Here is a 14,143-nt window from a genome sequence, read left to right on the forward strand (position 1 = left end):
ATAGGCAAACTAATATTGCAAAGGGGAAAACAATGATTTCTACCGTGTCTTTTCTGACCCAAAAACCTCACATCGTTGTCATTGGTAATGGCATGGTTGGGCACCACTTTGTTGAGCAAATGATTGCTCAAGGTGGCCATGAAGAATTTCAAATTACGGTGTTTGGTGAAGAGCCATATTTAGCCTATGACCGTGTTCATCTAAGTGAATATTTCACTGGCAAAGGTGCGGCGGATTTGGCTATGACAGATGGCACTTTATATAGTGAACATGGTGTGCGTTACTTTCTTAATAGCTTGGTGAGCGAGATCAACCGTGAAACTAAGCAGCTAATCTTGCAAAAAGGTGACTCATTGTCTTATGACAAGCTTGTTCTGGCGACTGGTTCTTATCCTTTTGTTCCGCCGATTCCAGGTCATAAGCGTGAGAACACCTTTGTTTATCGTACTCTCGACGATTTAGATGCCATCCGGGCCTGTGCGAAACAGGTCACACGAGGTACGGTTGTCGGCGGTGGTTTGCTAGGGTTAGAAGCGGCGAATGCGCTTAAAAATCTTGGTTTGGAAACCTGTGTGGTAGAGTTTGCGCCGCGTTTAATGCCAGTTCAATTGGATGAAAAGGGCGGTGCGGTTCTTAAAGAAATGATTGAAGGCCTAGATGTGAAGGTGTATACCGACACAGCGACTAAAGAGATTGTAGACGGAGAGATGGCTTTTCATCGTATGAATTTTGCTGATGGCTCTCATTTAGAAACTGACCTGATTTTATTCTCGGCGGGAATTCGGCCACAAGATGCTTTGGCGCGTCAATCAGGCCTAACCGTCGGTGAGCGTGGCGGTATCAGCGTGAACAATCACTGCCAAACCAGTGATGACGATATTTATGCCATTGGCGAGTGTGCGTTGTGGAATGGTCGTGTTTTTGGCTTGGTGGCACCGGGTTACGCGATGGCAAAATCCGCTGCAGAACATTTGTTAGCTGATTTTTTAGGGCGTGTTGGCGTGACTTTTACTGGCGCAGATATGAGCACGAAATTGAAGCTTTTGGGCTGTGATGTTGGTTCAGTTGGTGATGCGCACGGTCAGTCTCAAGGCTGCAAAGTATTTGTTTATCAAGATGAATTAAGTCAGAGCTATCGAAAAATGGTCGTATCTGAAGACGGCAAAAAGCTACTGGGCGCTGTTTTGGTAGGCGACAACAGTTATTACGATACCTTGCTGCAATATTATCTCAATGCGATTGATTTACCGGAGCAAGCACAGGCTCTTATTTTACCTACTATGGGCGACGCACCGATTGGCTTGGGTGTGGATGCTTTGCCTGCAACGGCATCAATTTGTAGCTGTCACAATGTGTCCAAGCAAGATATCAGCGACGCGGTTTGCAATGGAGCTTTATCTGTCGGTGATGTAAAGGGCATAACCAAAGCGGCAACGGGGTGTGGTGGTTGCGCGGCGTTATTGAAAAAAGTTGTCGACAACGAGTTGTTGGCCTTGGGTGTCGAAGTGAGTAGCGATATTTGTGAACACTTTGCTTACACACGACAAGACTTATACAACCTAGTTAAGATTGGCGAGATCAAAACTTTTGACGAGTTGTTAAAAATACACGGCAAAGGTCACGGTTGTGAAATTTGCAAACCTGCTGTTGGCTCTATCTTAGCCAGTGTCTGGAATGATTATGTATTGAAAAAAGAACATATTAGCTTACAAGACACCAATGATCGCTTCCTTGCTAATATGCAAAAAGACGGAACCTACTCGATTGTGCCGCGAATTCCCGGTGGTGAAATTACGCCTGATAGGTTAATCGTTTTGGGTGAAGTGGCAAAAGAATACGGCTTATATACCAAAGTAACTGGTGGTCAGCGTATCGATTTGTTTGGTGCTACTTTACCGCAATTGCCTGAGATTTGGGGAAAGTTAATTGCAGCGGGGTTTGAAACGGGTCAGGCTTACGGTAAATCCTTACGTACGGTGAAGTCCTGTGTCGGCAGTACTTGGTGTCGTTATGGTGTTAATGACAGTATGAAGATGGCGATTGATCTGGAGAATCGCTACAAAGGCTTACGTTCCCCGCATAAAATCAAATTTGCCGTGTCTGGCTGTACGCGAGAATGCGCTGAAGCTCAGAGTAAAGATATTGGAGTGATCGCCACAGAAGGTGGTTGGAATCTATATGTGTGTGGTAATGGTGGTATGAAGCCGCGGCACGGAGACTTGTTTGCTAAAGATTTGGACGATGAAACCTTGGTGAAATACATTGACCGAGTATTGATGTTTTACACCAAAACGGCAGATCGTTTGCAGCGTACTTCCGTTTGGATGGACGGACTAGAAGGTGGTTTGGACTATCTTAAAGAGGTGGTAATAGACGATAAGCTAGGGTTGTGTGGTGAGTTAGAAGCGCGTATGCAGCACGTTGTCGATACTTTTCAGTGCGAATGGAAAAGCACCTTGGAAGACCCCGACGCATTGAAAAACTTTCGTCAATTTGTGAATTATGAAGGAAGTGATAGCAATGTGGTCTTTGTTGAAGAACGTAATCAAATACGTCCAGCAACGGAAGTAGAAAAACAGCAATTAATTGCAAAGGTGGGTTAAAACGATGACGATGCCGTGGAAATTAATCTGTAAGCAAGAGGATTTGGTGGAAGGTGCGGGTGTGGCTGCAATGGTGAATGGCGAACAAGTAGCTATCTTCTATGTTCCAGAGTCAGGCAATAAAGTGTTTGTTATTGGTAATTGGGACCCTGTTGGCAAAGCCAATGTCTTGTCGCGAGGGTTGGTTGCACATTTACAGGAGCAATGGGTGGTGGCCAGTCCACTGTATAAACAGCACTTTATCTTGGCGTCGGGCCAATGTCTTGAAGAGGATATTACAGTGCCTCATTGGCAGGCAAAACTAGAGGACGGTGACGTGTTTATTGCCATCAATTAAAAATGGTGCATGGTATCGCATGGCTGCACTGTTTAAGCGCTTTATTGGTTGCGTGACAAATCAATAGTGTCCAGAAAGAGTCGCTGCCAGGCTATAAGAGATAAGGTTCGATGTATTTTATCTGTGTTTTTTAAAGTTGGCTTGCTTATTGCTAAATTAATAATACTGATGCACCGTAAACCGACGATGGCTTACATATAAAGCATACAGATATTACAAAAGGCAACGAGGCCCAATCACTTTTTTAGGAAAGTGATTGGGCCTTTTTTTGTTTTTAAAAAAGTAAAAACTGCGAGGAACCTCCATGACGACAGCAATCAAGACGGTGACGAGTGGAAAAACGACCTGTCCATATTGTGGTGTTGGATGCGGCGTCAACTTAACACTTCCACGCTCGGCAACCGAAGCGGTTCCACCTGTTTCTGGCGATGTGGATCATCCTGCGAATTTTGGCCGTTTGTGCGTAAAAGGTAGCAGTCTTGCTGAAACCATCCAGTCAGATGACCGCTTATTAACCCCCATGGTTGATGGTCAGCCAGTTGATTGGGAATTGGCGATTGAGACAGTGAGCGCAAAAATCGCTCAAGTTATAAAAGATCACGGCCCTGATGCTTTTGCTTTTTATCTTTCTGGTCAAATTCTTACTGAAGATTATTACGTAGCAAATAAGCTAGCCAAAGGTTTTATCGGGACGGCCAACGTGGACACCAATTCTCGCCTGTGTATGGCGTCCGCAGTGGTTGGGTACAAACGTGCTTTTGGCTCGGACACTGTGCCCTGTAATTATGAAGATCTAGAGCTTTGCGATTTACTGATTATGGTGGGATCAAACGCGGCTTGGACGCATCCGATTTTATATCAACGAATTGCTGCTGCGAAGAAACAACGGCCGAGCATGAAAGTTGTGGTGATAGATCCGCGAGAAACCGCGACTTGCGATATCGCAGATTTGCATTTAGCGATTAAACCTGGCAGTGATGCGGCGATATTTTCTTTCTTAGTAAGTGATTCTGCTCAAGCAGGCATTTTGGACCATGACTTTATTGATAACCACACTACAGGATTTGATGTCGCTTTGGCGCAAGCCAATGAGTCAACACCGAATTTGTCTTTTACGGCGGGCTTTTGCGAAATTAGTGCGCAGGATCTAGAACGTTTAGCCAGCTGGTGGCGCAACACAGCAAAGACTGTCACGTTTTATTCTCAGGGAGTGAATCAGTCTTCGTCTGGTGTTGATAAATGCAACGCGATTATTAATTGTCATTTGGCGACAGGACGTATTGGTAAAGAGGGCGCAGGACCGTTTTCGATTACAGGTCAGCCGAATGCGATGGGTGGGCGAGAAGTTGGTGGCTTGGCGAATCAGTTAGCTGCACATATGGATTTTGCCACACCGGGCGCGCAGGGTTTGGTGCAACGCTTTTGGCAAGCGCCAAATATGGCTACTGAAAATGGTTTGAAAGCCGTCGACTTATTTCAGGCTATGGAAGAAGGTAAAGTTAAAGTCGTGTGGATTATGTCGACCAATCCTATGGTGAGCTTGCCGGATACTGCGCAGGTTCGACGCGCTCTGGAAAAATGCGACCTAGTTATTGTCAGTGATTGCAAAGCACATACCGACACAACGGCCATGGCTGATGTTCTATTTCCTGCGACGGGCTGGAGTGAAAAAGACGGTACAGTGACGAATTCAGAGCGATGTATTTCGCGTCAACGAGGTTTGTTACCAGCACCGGGCGAGGCTAAACACGATTGGTGGGCGATCTGTGAAGTGGCAAAAAGTTTGGGTTTTCAAGAGGCTTTTTCTTATCAAGATGTTCATGAGATCTTTGCGGAGCATGCTGCTTTATCGACGTTTGAGAATAATGGTAAGCGTGATTTCGATATTGGTCACTTTAGTCAAATAACTCAGGCGGAATACGATGCTTTGGCGCCAGTGCAATGGCCTGTGCCTAAAGGCAAGTCAGAAGGCACTAAACGTATGTTTGGGGATGGGCACTTTTTCACACCTGATGGTCGAGCAAGATTTATTGCGATTACACCGGTTTTGCCGAAGAGCCAAGCTTCACAAGAGTGGCCTTTTACGTTAAATACCGGGCGAGTCCGCGATCAATGGCATACGATGACAAGAACAGGGGATGCCACTTCTTTGGCTAAGCACACAGCTCAACCTTATGTGGAAATTCATCCCAAAGATGCGAAACGTCTTGGCATCAAAGACAAAGCGTTAGTGCGTCTTACTTCACTGTACGGAGAGGCTCTGTTAAAAGCTAAAGTGAGTCGAGCGGTTGCACCTGGTAATGTGTTTGCGCCTATTCACTGGACACAACAATTTGCCAATGCATCTGTGATATCTAACCTTATCCCGCAAGTGGTTGATCCGTTGTCAGGGCAGCCAGAGTCAAAACATGCTCGGGTACAGCTGGAAGCTGTGTCGGATATTTGTTATGGCCTGATTGTCTCAGCAGTGCCGCTTGTATTATCGGACTGCTTATATTGGTGCCAAGTGCCTTCAGAGCAAGGTTGTCATTATGAAGTCGTTTGGCCGAATGGACAAACGCAAGCTTCGCTTAAATCGATCGATGTAGAACAGAATCAAGAGCTAGCGGAAAAAATAGAATGGCTGGAATACTTGAACCCCGTCACACAGCAGATGCGTTTGGCAAAGTTAGTCAGTCAGAAACTTACCTTGCTTGTGTATTTACATCCGCAACCTGAAGCCATCATGGCTGATTGGTTAATCTCTAGATTAGTAATAAATACGCCGCTATCAGTAAAAGACCGTTTGGCTATTTTGGTAGGCATTCCTGCAAATATTGAAGACAAAGGCGAGATTGTCTGTTCCTGTTATCAAGTTGGTAGCAAGCAGATTGAAAAGGCGGTTGAGTCGGGTATTTGTTCCGTCGATGAATTAGGGGATAAGCTAAAATGCGGTACTAATTGCGGTTCTTGTCTTCCTGAATTAAAACGTTTTATTCCCTCTGTAGCGGAGTTATCGGTATGACTGGCAGAGCAACTATGAGAACGGTAATTAGAACAGCCAATGACTTTACTCAATACGTAAAAATTTTAGGGCGAGGCAAAAAGGGCGCACGCAGTTTGACGGTGGAGGAAGCCGAGCATGCCATGAGTTTGATGTTGTCTGGCAATATAGCGCCTGAGCAATCGGGTGCTTTCTGGATGCTCATTCGGATACGAGAAGAGACAGTAGAAGAAACAGTAGGCTTTACCAAGGCGACTAGAGACTATTTATCGAAAAAAGAAGTATTGGGAATTAAAGTCGATTTGGATTGGCCTGCTTATGCTGGTAAGCGCAATGAATTACCTTGGTTTTTACTAGCGGCGCTAGCACTCGCCAATACTGGTGTAAGGATTGTGATGCACGGACATACTTTTGAAGGAGAAAATCGAATGTATGTGGAGCACGTCATTAGCCAATTAGGCTTGCCTGTTTGTCATTCTCGAGGTCAGCTAAAACAAGAGCTTGAGGCAAATTGCTTTGCTTATATGCCGCTGATTGCGATAGACAAATCGTTAGGCAACATGATGGATCTAAAATACGTGTTAGGTTTGCGTTCGCCAGTGAATACTGTGGTGCGTATGATGAATCCATTTTTTTCTGATCACAGTGTTCATGGTGTATTTCATCGTGGCTATGATCAGTTACATCTTTCGGCCTGTGAGCAATTGGGGGATGCATCCGTGTTGGTGTTTCGTGGCGGAAATGGTGAAGCAGAAGTAAATCCAGAGCGTGATGTTACTTTGGGAAAATGGCAAAATGATGTGGCGACTTGGTCTGAGTGGCCTAAAGCTGAAAAAGAACATAAGCGCTTAAAAAACAATTTGGATTTGTCGCGATTGACAGATCATTGGCGTGGAGAGCAACTCGATCAATTTGGTGAGCAAGCGGTACGGCAAACCATTGCGTCAGTTGCTGGACTTCTTTATGGTGTGACTTCCCATGAAGAGTGTCTTGTATTGGCTGATGACATTTGGACCAGACGAGATAAAACGTATTTTGATTCGGTTTTGTAGAAAGAGAAAGTTGTATGGCGTTTATCTCCTTATCGGCGGCGGTATTGTCTGGTGGAAAAGCAGAGCGAATGTCGCGTCAGGACAAAGGTTTGCTATTGTTTCAAAATGAGCCTATGGCCTTGTCGGTAGGGCGAGCTTTGCAGCAAGTGTCTGATTGCGTATTTATAAATGCCAACCGAAACCTCGAAGCTTATGCAAAGCTTGGTTTTGAGGTGGTTGCTGATGATCAAGGTTATCAAGGAAAAGGGCCGTTGTCTGGCTTATTGACTTGTTTGGCCTTTGTGCAAACAACGCACTTATTGATCTCTCCTTGTGATACGCCTCGCATTAGCGCAGAAGCGTTTGAGGAGCTAAAAGAAGCGGCCTTATCGAATCCAGAAAAGATCTGTTATTTAAGTGGAGTGTCGGGAACTCATCCCTTGCATGCCATATTACCTGTTGAGCATGGGCTGGCTGCTCTTAAGTATTTTTTAGACCAAGGGCAGCGTTATAGTGTGTTAAGCTTTTATGAGTGGTTTGGTTGTCAATCGGTTGTTTGGGAAAATGGTGAGGAATTACTGAATGTGAATACGCCTGACGAGCTGGTTTAAATTTGAAAGGTGGGTATAAGCAATTTTTTAGGATTGGCTCATAGATTCAATGTCCAAGCGGTAAGACTCACCATCTTCTTTATGTTCTAATTTGACCAATAGGTAGTCAAATTTTGGAACAAACCAAAATGAGGTCTTTTTGCCTTTCTCTAGATTGTCGGTACGGATGATTTTAATCGCAGAGACTCGACCAAGCTTGGTTTCGATAGTTTCCATTTTCTCACGTTTGAAACGCCAGTTTTTAATATAGCCTCCATCTGCAATCTGATAGTCGAATTCATTTTTACCCATTTTTAGATCTTGTCTAACTTGTAGCTGAATAGACAGTTTATCCAATGTGTTTGGGTTGATTGCAAGATTCCAAGGCTTATCCTTTATATCGTTGCGAACAAGGTTATTTTCCCAGTCAAAAGTGAGCACAGCACTTCTTTTTTTCCCTAGCGCTGAGCTTTTGTATTCGTATTTTTGGGGAATGATTTGATGGTCTTTAACGTAGAAAGTTGATGACTCATTAAGTGATGCAATCATGCTGTCTGCGGTAAACACAAAGTGCCACAGATCATCCACTTTTTTAGATAAGGTTTGTTTGCCTTCAACTTTTAGGCTGATGCCTTTTTTCCAGATGGTGCTATAAACAGCAGAATAAGGTTTGAGGAAGGTTTTTTGTGATGTGGGTTCGGTAGCATTTGCCTTCATAGAAGAAAGAGAAAGCATGGTAATACTCATAAAAGTGGCCATTAAAAATATTGGGGTTTTACGAGTTCTCATGCTTTCTCCTACATCATGTTAGAGCTTCGTTATATAGAATGCCACTTTCAGGTAGTGCATCCTTATCAAAAAAAGCTGTTCCGTCATGGAATGTTAATCTTCCTTCACTAAACCATTTAACGGTCAGTGGATAGATAATATGTTCTAAAGAATGAACTTTGCTAGCTAAGGTTTCGGCCGTTTCTTCTTGTGCGATTTCCGTGCTTGCTTGAAGAATAACCGCGCCTGCATCCAGTTCTGGGCTAACGAAGTGTACCGATACTCCATGCTCTTTTTCGTTTGCATCAATTGCACGCTGGTGTGTGTTCAAGCCTTTATACTTTGGAAGCAAAGAGGGGTGAATGTTTAACATTCTACCTTCAAAATGTTTCGCAAAGGTTTCAGTTAGAATACGCATAAATCCAGCGAGAACAACCAACTTTGGTTGGTATTGATCGATAAGTGCTTGCAGCTCAGCATCGAATTCTTCTCGACTATCAAACGACTTATGATTAAGTGTATGCGTCGGTATACCTGCTACCTTGGCACGTTCTAGACCATAAGCTTCTGCCTTATTGCTAATAACAGCGCAGATGTTGATATTAAGTAATCCTTGCAAGCTTTGATCAATCAAAGCTTGCAAGTTACTACCGCTGCCAGAAATTAAGACAACGATCGGAAAACTCATGCCTGCGTCTCTAAATCAGAGATTAAAACTTCTTCTCCACCATTACGAGGACAGATGTCACCAATAATCCAAGCATTTTCACCTTCTGCTTTCAAAATAGAAAGTGCTTCATCTGCTTTTTCTGCATCGATAGAAAGTACCATGCCCACACCGCAGTTTAAAACACGGTACATTTCTTCTTGCTCAACATTTCCTTGTTCTTGCAACCAATCGAACACAGCAGGGCGTTTCCAGCTTGCTGCATCGATACGAGCCGCCGCATCTTCAGGGAGAACGCGAGGAATGTTTTCAAGTAAGCCGCCACCAGTAATGTGAGCTAGGGCGTTCACAGAAATGGACTCCATTAATTTAAGAATGGATTTAACGTAAATACGAGTTGGCTCCATTAGCGCGTCTTTTAAAGTAACCCCTTCGATATCTTGATTAAGATCCGCTTTGCTTACTTCAAGAATTTTGCGAATTAGTGAATAACCGTTTGAGTGCGGGCCTGATGAGCCTAAAGCAATCAATTTGTCGCCCGCTTTTACATTGCTGCCGTCAATGATATTCCCTTCTTCAACCACACCAACGCAAAAGCCAGCTAGATCGTAATCACCGTCGTGGTACATGCCAGGCATTTCAGCGGTTTCACCACCAACGAGTGCACAACCTGCTTGTAGGCAGCCTTCGCCAATACCTGTCACAACATTTGCAGCCACATCAATATCTAGCTTGCCAGTTGCGTAGTAATCTAGAAATAATAGTGGTTCAGCGCCGGCAACGACTAGATCGTTAACGCACATGGCAACCAGATCGATCCCAATAGTGTCATGTTGGTTAAGGTCCATCGCAAGACGAAGCTTAGTGCCAACACCGTCGGTGCCAGAAACAAGAATAGGGTTTTTGTATTTTGTTGGAAGGCGTGTCAAAGCACCAAAGCCACCCAGACCACCCATTACTTCAGGGCGACGAGTTTTTTTGCTTACGCCTTTAATACGTTCAACAAGTTGATTACCAGCGTTGATATCAACGCCTGCGTCTTTATAACTAATGGATGGTTTATCCGACTTGGTCATTGCCTATGCCTTATCATGGTACGAGGAAAAAAAGGCATTTTAGCATAGTGGCGCATTAGGGCTATGGTTCTTTGCAATTAAGACAGTAGAATAGGCAAATAAACGAAGGAAGGGTTATGAATTCTCGTATATTTTTACTACTAATCAGTGTTTTTTGTATTTCGTCAGCCTATGCGGTCCCTGTTCAGGGGTTATATAGTGCTGAAATTAAGTTGCCAGTAACACAATCTGAGGCGCAAATGCTAAATAAAGCCATTGGTTTGGCTGTTGAAGACGTGTTGATAAAGGTGTCGGGCGATAAAAACGCCATTACCGGCGATCTTTTGGGGCAAGCTCAAAAGAAAGCGCCAACTTGGGTTGCGCAACATTCTGTTGCGTCGCTTAGTGAGTTGTTGCCTTTCGATGATGGGTTGGTGCCAGGTAAACAAATTAAAGTGGTCTTTTATCAAGAATCGATTGATGATTATTTGTCACAAAATAATTTGCCGGTTTGGGGGGATAATCGTCCTTCAGTCTTAGTTTGGTTGGTCAATGAAAATAATGGTGTTAGAGCATTATCTGGCACAAAAGAACCGTCAGATGCGCTAAATAAATTGGCTCAATCTGCAAGTGAAATAGGCGTTCCTATTTATGCCCCTTTGCTTGATGATGTGGATAAGCGAAGCCTTGCTGTGTCTGATGTATGGGGGTTCTTTGAAGACAGTATTTTGAATGCTAGTAAACGTTATCAGACCGACTCTGTTGCCGCTATGAGAGTCAGTAATTATGCAGGGCAAATGGGGGGGAATCTGTTAGTGCTGCTGAAAAATGGTGCAACAGAACGATTTGTTTTGCGTGGTGAAAGCCTCGATGACTTAATTAGTCAGGCAAGCTCAGATTTAGCAAAAGTGTTCTCTTCTCGTTATGCTTCGGTGCGTAACGGTGGTTCTGCTAGTAAAGTGAATATCCAGGTCGTGGGTGTGACAAACTACAGTATTATGAATAAAGTACAGTCTTATTTTGAAAGCATCGGCGTTGTTCGAGATGTCATGCTGGCTCAAGTTAATGGTAATAAAGTTGAATTTTCTATTGAGATTGATGGCGATAAACAGAAATTATTTAATAGTATATCGCTCAGTCGTTTGCTGATTAATGCGCCGTTAAATGCTTTAGACCCTGACGCAAACCGTGTTGCGTCTTACCAATATAGTGGAGTAAATTAAATGGTAGATCTATTGGATGAAAAAATTATAGAGCGAGATTTTTCTGCTCGTCCAGTGGAGGAGCAAAATGATTTTTTAGCACAGACTTGGTGTAATCACTGTATGGAAGTGGACTTAGGTATGATTAATCCTAAGGAGTTTGAAAGTAATGATCGAGTTTGGATAGAAGGCGACTGTATTAAGTGTGGTAATTCGACTGTGACAGAGATCGTCGAAGAGGATGAAGAGTAGCTCTTCGTTTTTGCATCAGGCTTTGGCCAAAAAAAACGCGCCTTAAGGCGCGTTTTTTTATAATACATTTTAATAATATATTACTTTTTAGCTGGGTAATCACGTTCTGGCTTACCAACATACAATTGACGAGGGCGACCAATTTTATATGCCCCACTGATCATTTCATTCCAGTGAGAAATCCAACCAATAGTACGAGACATAGCGAAAATCACGGTAAACATACTCGTAGGGATGCCAATGGCTTTCATTATGATGCCAGAGTAGAAATCCACGTTAGGGTAAAGTTTACGCTCTACAAAATATGGATCTTCTAGTGCAATTTGCTCAAGGCGTTTTGCAATTTTTAGTAATGGGTCATTAGATTGACCTAATTCTTCTAAGACTTGATCACAGGTTTCGCGCATAACTTTTGCGCGCGGGTCAAAATTTTTGTAAACACGATGACCAAAGCCCATTAATCTAAATGGGTCGTTTTTGTCTTTTGCTTTTGCTATGTATTCATCGATATTTTCAACGTCACCGATTTCTTCAAGCATGGTCAGTACAGCTTCGTTGGCGCCGCCATGAGCGGGTCCCCAAAGAGTTGCAATGCCAGCAGCAATACACGCAAATGGGTTAGCACCTGATGAACCTGCTAAGCGCACTGTAGACGTCGATGCGTTCTGCTCGTGATCCGCGTGAAGGATGAAAATTCTATCCATTGCTTTCGCAAAAACAGGATTAACTTTGTAGTCTTCACATGGTGTAGCGAACATCATGTACAAGAAGTTTTCTGCATAAGATAGGTCGTTACGTGGATACATAACAGGCTGATCTTTTGAGTACTTGTAGCAGATTGCTGCCAAGGTCGGCATTTTAGAAATTAGGCGGAAAGCCGCGATTTCACGATGCTTAGAATTGGTGATATCCATGTGGTCTTGGTAGAAAGCGGATAATGCTCCTACTAGTCCGCACATAATTGCCATTGGGTGAGCATCATTTCTAAAGCCTTCAATGAATTTGTGCATCGATTGGTTCACCATGGTGTGTTTTCCAACCGTTTTTTCAAATTCTGCCTTTTGGTCTTTATCAGGAAGTTCCCCATAAAGTAACAAGTAGCATGTCTCTAGATAGTCTGAATGTTCTGCAAGTTGAGCTATAGGGTAGCCACGATGCAAAAGGATTCCAGCGTCCCCATCTATAAACGTAATAGAGGATTCACAAGAGCCGGTAGACATAAAGCCTGGATCGTAGGTGAATACACCGTTGGCGCCTAGGCCTCGAACGTCGATAACGTCTGTGCCTAGAGTGCCTGAAAGAACAGGAAGTTCGATTGTTTGATCGATTCCGTCCACGTTGAGTGTCGCTTTTTTATCAGCCATTTATGGTCTCCTTCGTATTCTGATTCGGAGCTATTTAGTTATTGTTTGACCCTACCTAGCTCAGAAGGTGCGGAAAAAATACTGTCTCTAGACTATAAAAGTCAATCTTGTTCATTTGCACTCTATTTACATTAAGCTGCGTAATTTTGTAATTATCTGACAAAACTGAAATGTGAGGTAAAGTCAAGGCGTTGGTGTTTTTTATGTAACTTATTGAAAAATATAGTGATTAATAGGTTTTTTTGTGTAATTGGTTATGTAATTTTATACCATTATTGTTTCAGCTTATGGTTACATTCATTTGCTGAATGGTGATCATTGAAAACCTCTTGTTCAGTCTATTTGTCTTAGTATTTTTGGCTGGTCTATAATTGCGCCTCAGACGATTTCATTGATTTGCTAATGCTAATGGATAAAAGAGAGTCGCTTTTAAGCATTTGTTTGCAAATCGATGAGATTTTCAAAGCAGGCCTATGACGTCGCTATACTATGATCTAACTGTAAGAATAGCACGTATAGACATTGGGTCGTGATTGACCATTCAATCAATACAAAATGGTGTAAAAAGTCGTGAATAAAAAAAGACCAGTCAACCTTGATATTTCAACAATATCAATGCCCGTCACAGCAATCGTGTCTATCCTTCACCGTGTAACAGGAATCATCCTTTTTGTAGGGTTGGCTTTCTTGTTTTATGCGTTCGACCTTTCTTTAGAATCTCAAGAAGGTTTTGATCAGGTAGTGAATGCATTGCAAACTAATTTCCTAGTGAAATTTGTGATTTGGGGTGTTGTATCTGCATTGATGTACCACTTCGTAGCGGGTGTAAAACACTTGTTTATGGATATGGGATACTTTGAAGAATTAGAAAGTGGACGTAGTGCTGCTGTCGCAAACCTTGTGATTGCTGCTGTTCTTATTGTGTTAGCAGGAGTTTGGATATGGTAACTCAAATAACAAGTTTTGGTCGTTCAGGCCTTTATGACTGGATGATGCAGCGTGTATCTGCCGTTGTGCTGTCTTTGTACACTGTTTTTATTATTGGTTATTTGTTGTTGAACCCTGATCTTACATACGATCAGTGGAGCGCTTTATTTGAAGCAACATGGATGCGTATCTTCAGTTTGATGGTGCTTTTATCTATTGGTATGCATTCTTGGATCGGCTTGTGGTCTATTTCGACTGACTATATTAAAGCAACAGGTGCTCGTTTCTTCTTTCAATCTCTATGCGGTCTTGTAATGTTTGTTTACATCGTATGGGGTGTTCAGGTTCTTTGGGGGCTATAAGT

Annotated in this window: 13 protein-coding genes; 9 read left to right on the plus strand and 4 right to left on the minus strand. The window is 43.1% G+C overall.

What is annotated here, in order from left to right:
• The first annotated feature begins 32 nt into the window (after nucleotides 1-32).
• From nirB to DFP80_RS05735, 5 genes are all read left to right on the plus strand, one after another.
• A complete protein-coding gene (nirB, locus tag DFP80_RS05715) occupies nucleotides 33-2,603 on the plus strand; it encodes a nitrite reductase large subunit NirB (protein WP_113915855.1) in 2,571 nt (856 codons plus the stop codon).
• 4 nt (nucleotides 2,604-2,607) lie between these two features.
• Nucleotides 2,608-2,940, plus strand: coding sequence for a nitrite reductase small subunit NirD (gene nirD, locus DFP80_RS05720; protein WP_113915856.1), 333 nt, complete (start codon nucleotides 2,608-2,610; stop codon nucleotides 2,938-2,940).
• A 304-nt stretch (nucleotides 2,941-3,244) separates the two neighbouring features.
• Nucleotides 3,245-5,944: a nitrate reductase gene (locus DFP80_RS05725; protein ID WP_113915857.1), complete on the plus strand. Its 2,700-nt coding sequence runs from the start codon at nucleotides 3,245-3,247 to the stop codon at nucleotides 5,942-5,944.
• A gap of 14 nt (nucleotides 5,945-5,958) precedes the next feature.
• Entirely contained in the window at nucleotides 5,959-6,975 is a 1,017-nt protein-coding gene (locus DFP80_RS05730; protein ID WP_113916045.1) for a glycosyl transferase family protein, read from the plus strand.
• A gap of 14 nt (nucleotides 6,976-6,989) precedes the next feature.
• Nucleotides 6,990-7,565 (plus strand): molybdenum cofactor guanylyltransferase, encoded by a 576-nt coding sequence (locus tag DFP80_RS05735; protein ID WP_113915858.1) that lies wholly within the window; start codon nucleotides 6,990-6,992, stop codon nucleotides 7,563-7,565.
• Between the two features lie 27 nt (nucleotides 7,566-7,592).
• Here DFP80_RS05735 and DFP80_RS05740 read toward each other — a convergent pair whose 3' ends face one another.
• From DFP80_RS05740 to purM, 3 genes are read right to left on the minus strand one after another with little or no spacing between them, the layout of a single operon-like run.
• On the minus strand, nucleotides 7,593-8,333 hold the full coding sequence (locus DFP80_RS05740; protein WP_113915859.1) for a DUF3108 domain-containing protein: 741 nt from the start codon (nucleotides 8,331-8,333) through the stop codon (nucleotides 7,593-7,595).
• Nucleotides 8,334-8,346: 13 nt separating this feature from the next.
• Nucleotides 8,347-9,000, minus strand: coding sequence for a phosphoribosylglycinamide formyltransferase (gene purN, locus DFP80_RS05745; protein ID WP_113915860.1), 654 nt, complete (start codon nucleotides 8,998-9,000; stop codon nucleotides 8,347-8,349).
• Nucleotides 8,997-10,055: a phosphoribosylformylglycinamidine cyclo-ligase gene (gene purM / locus DFP80_RS05750; RefSeq protein ID WP_113915861.1), complete on the minus strand. Its 1,059-nt coding sequence runs from the start codon at nucleotides 10,053-10,055 to the stop codon at nucleotides 8,997-8,999. The genes purN and purM overlap by 4 nt, the downstream gene beginning before the upstream one ends.
• A 116-nt stretch (nucleotides 10,056-10,171) precedes the next feature.
• Here purM and DFP80_RS05755 point away from each other — a divergent pair, with 116 nt between their 5' ends.
• A complete protein-coding gene (locus DFP80_RS05755; RefSeq protein ID WP_113915862.1) occupies nucleotides 10,172-11,257 on the plus strand; it encodes a DUF2066 domain-containing protein in 1,086 nt (361 codons plus the stop codon).
• The gene (locus DFP80_RS05760) at nucleotides 11,258-11,488 is read left to right on the plus strand and encodes a hypothetical protein (RefSeq protein ID WP_113915863.1); all 231 of its coding nucleotides are present in this window, start codon (nucleotides 11,258-11,260) and stop codon (nucleotides 11,486-11,488) included.
• An 80-nt stretch (nucleotides 11,489-11,568) separates the two neighbouring features.
• Here DFP80_RS05760 and gltA read toward each other — a convergent pair whose 3' ends face one another.
• The gene (gene gltA, locus DFP80_RS05765; RefSeq protein WP_113915864.1) at nucleotides 11,569-12,852 is read right to left on the minus strand and encodes a citrate synthase; all 1,284 of its coding nucleotides are present in this window, start codon (nucleotides 12,850-12,852) and stop codon (nucleotides 11,569-11,571) included.
• Nucleotides 12,853-13,422: 570 nt separating this feature from the next.
• Here gltA and sdhC point away from each other — a divergent pair.
• Nucleotides 13,423-13,800 carry a succinate dehydrogenase, cytochrome b556 subunit gene (gene sdhC / locus DFP80_RS05770; RefSeq protein WP_113915865.1) on the plus strand — a complete coding sequence of 126 codons (378 nt, stop codon included), beginning with the start codon at nucleotides 13,423-13,425 and terminating at the stop codon, nucleotides 13,798-13,800.
• Entirely contained in the window at nucleotides 13,794-14,141 is a 348-nt protein-coding gene (sdhD, locus tag DFP80_RS05775; RefSeq protein WP_072839974.1) for a succinate dehydrogenase, hydrophobic membrane anchor protein, read from the plus strand. The genes sdhC and sdhD overlap by 7 nt, the downstream gene beginning before the upstream one ends.
• Nucleotides 14,142-14,143 lie beyond the last annotated feature (2 nt).

The organism is Marinomonas rhizomae, from assembly GCF_003315485.1.
Taxonomy (GTDB): Bacteria; Pseudomonadota; Gammaproteobacteria; order Pseudomonadales; family Marinomonadaceae; genus Marinomonas; species Marinomonas rhizomae.

Excerpts from the sequence above, each read along its gene's own strand:
- nirB (WP_113915855.1), top strand. The coding sequence starts at position 33 with ATGATTTCTACCGTGTCTTTTCTGACCCAAAAACCTCACATCGTTGTC.
- nirD (WP_113915856.1), top strand. The coding sequence starts at position 2,608 with ATGACGATGCCGTGGAAATTAATCTGTAAGCAAGAGGATTTGGTGGAA.
- DFP80_RS05725 (WP_113915857.1), top strand. The coding sequence starts at position 3,245 with ATGACGACAGCAATCAAGACGGTGACGAGTGGAAAAACGACCTGTCCA.
- DFP80_RS05730 (WP_113916045.1), top strand. The coding sequence starts at position 5,959 with ATGAGAACGGTAATTAGAACAGCCAATGACTTTACTCAATACGTAAAA.
- DFP80_RS05735 (WP_113915858.1), top strand. The coding sequence starts at position 6,990 with ATGGCGTTTATCTCCTTATCGGCGGCGGTATTGTCTGGTGGAAAAGCA.
- DFP80_RS05740 (WP_113915859.1), bottom strand. The coding sequence starts at position 8,333 with ATGAGAACTCGTAAAACCCCAATATTTTTAATGGCCACTTTTATGAGT.
- purN (WP_113915860.1), bottom strand. The coding sequence starts at position 9,000 with ATGAGTTTTCCGATCGTTGTCTTAATTTCTGGCAGCGGTAGTAACTTG.
- purM (WP_113915861.1), bottom strand. The coding sequence starts at position 10,055 with ATGACCAAGTCGGATAAACCATCCATTAGTTATAAAGACGCAGGCGTT.
- DFP80_RS05755 (WP_113915862.1), top strand. The coding sequence starts at position 10,172 with ATGAATTCTCGTATATTTTTACTACTAATCAGTGTTTTTTGTATTTCG.
- DFP80_RS05760 (WP_113915863.1), top strand. The coding sequence starts at position 11,258 with ATGGTAGATCTATTGGATGAAAAAATTATAGAGCGAGATTTTTCTGCT.
- gltA (WP_113915864.1), bottom strand. The coding sequence starts at position 12,852 with ATGGCTGATAAAAAAGCGACACTCAACGTGGACGGAATCGATCAAACA.
- sdhD (WP_072839974.1), top strand. The coding sequence starts at position 13,794 with ATGGTAACTCAAATAACAAGTTTTGGTCGTTCAGGCCTTTATGACTGG.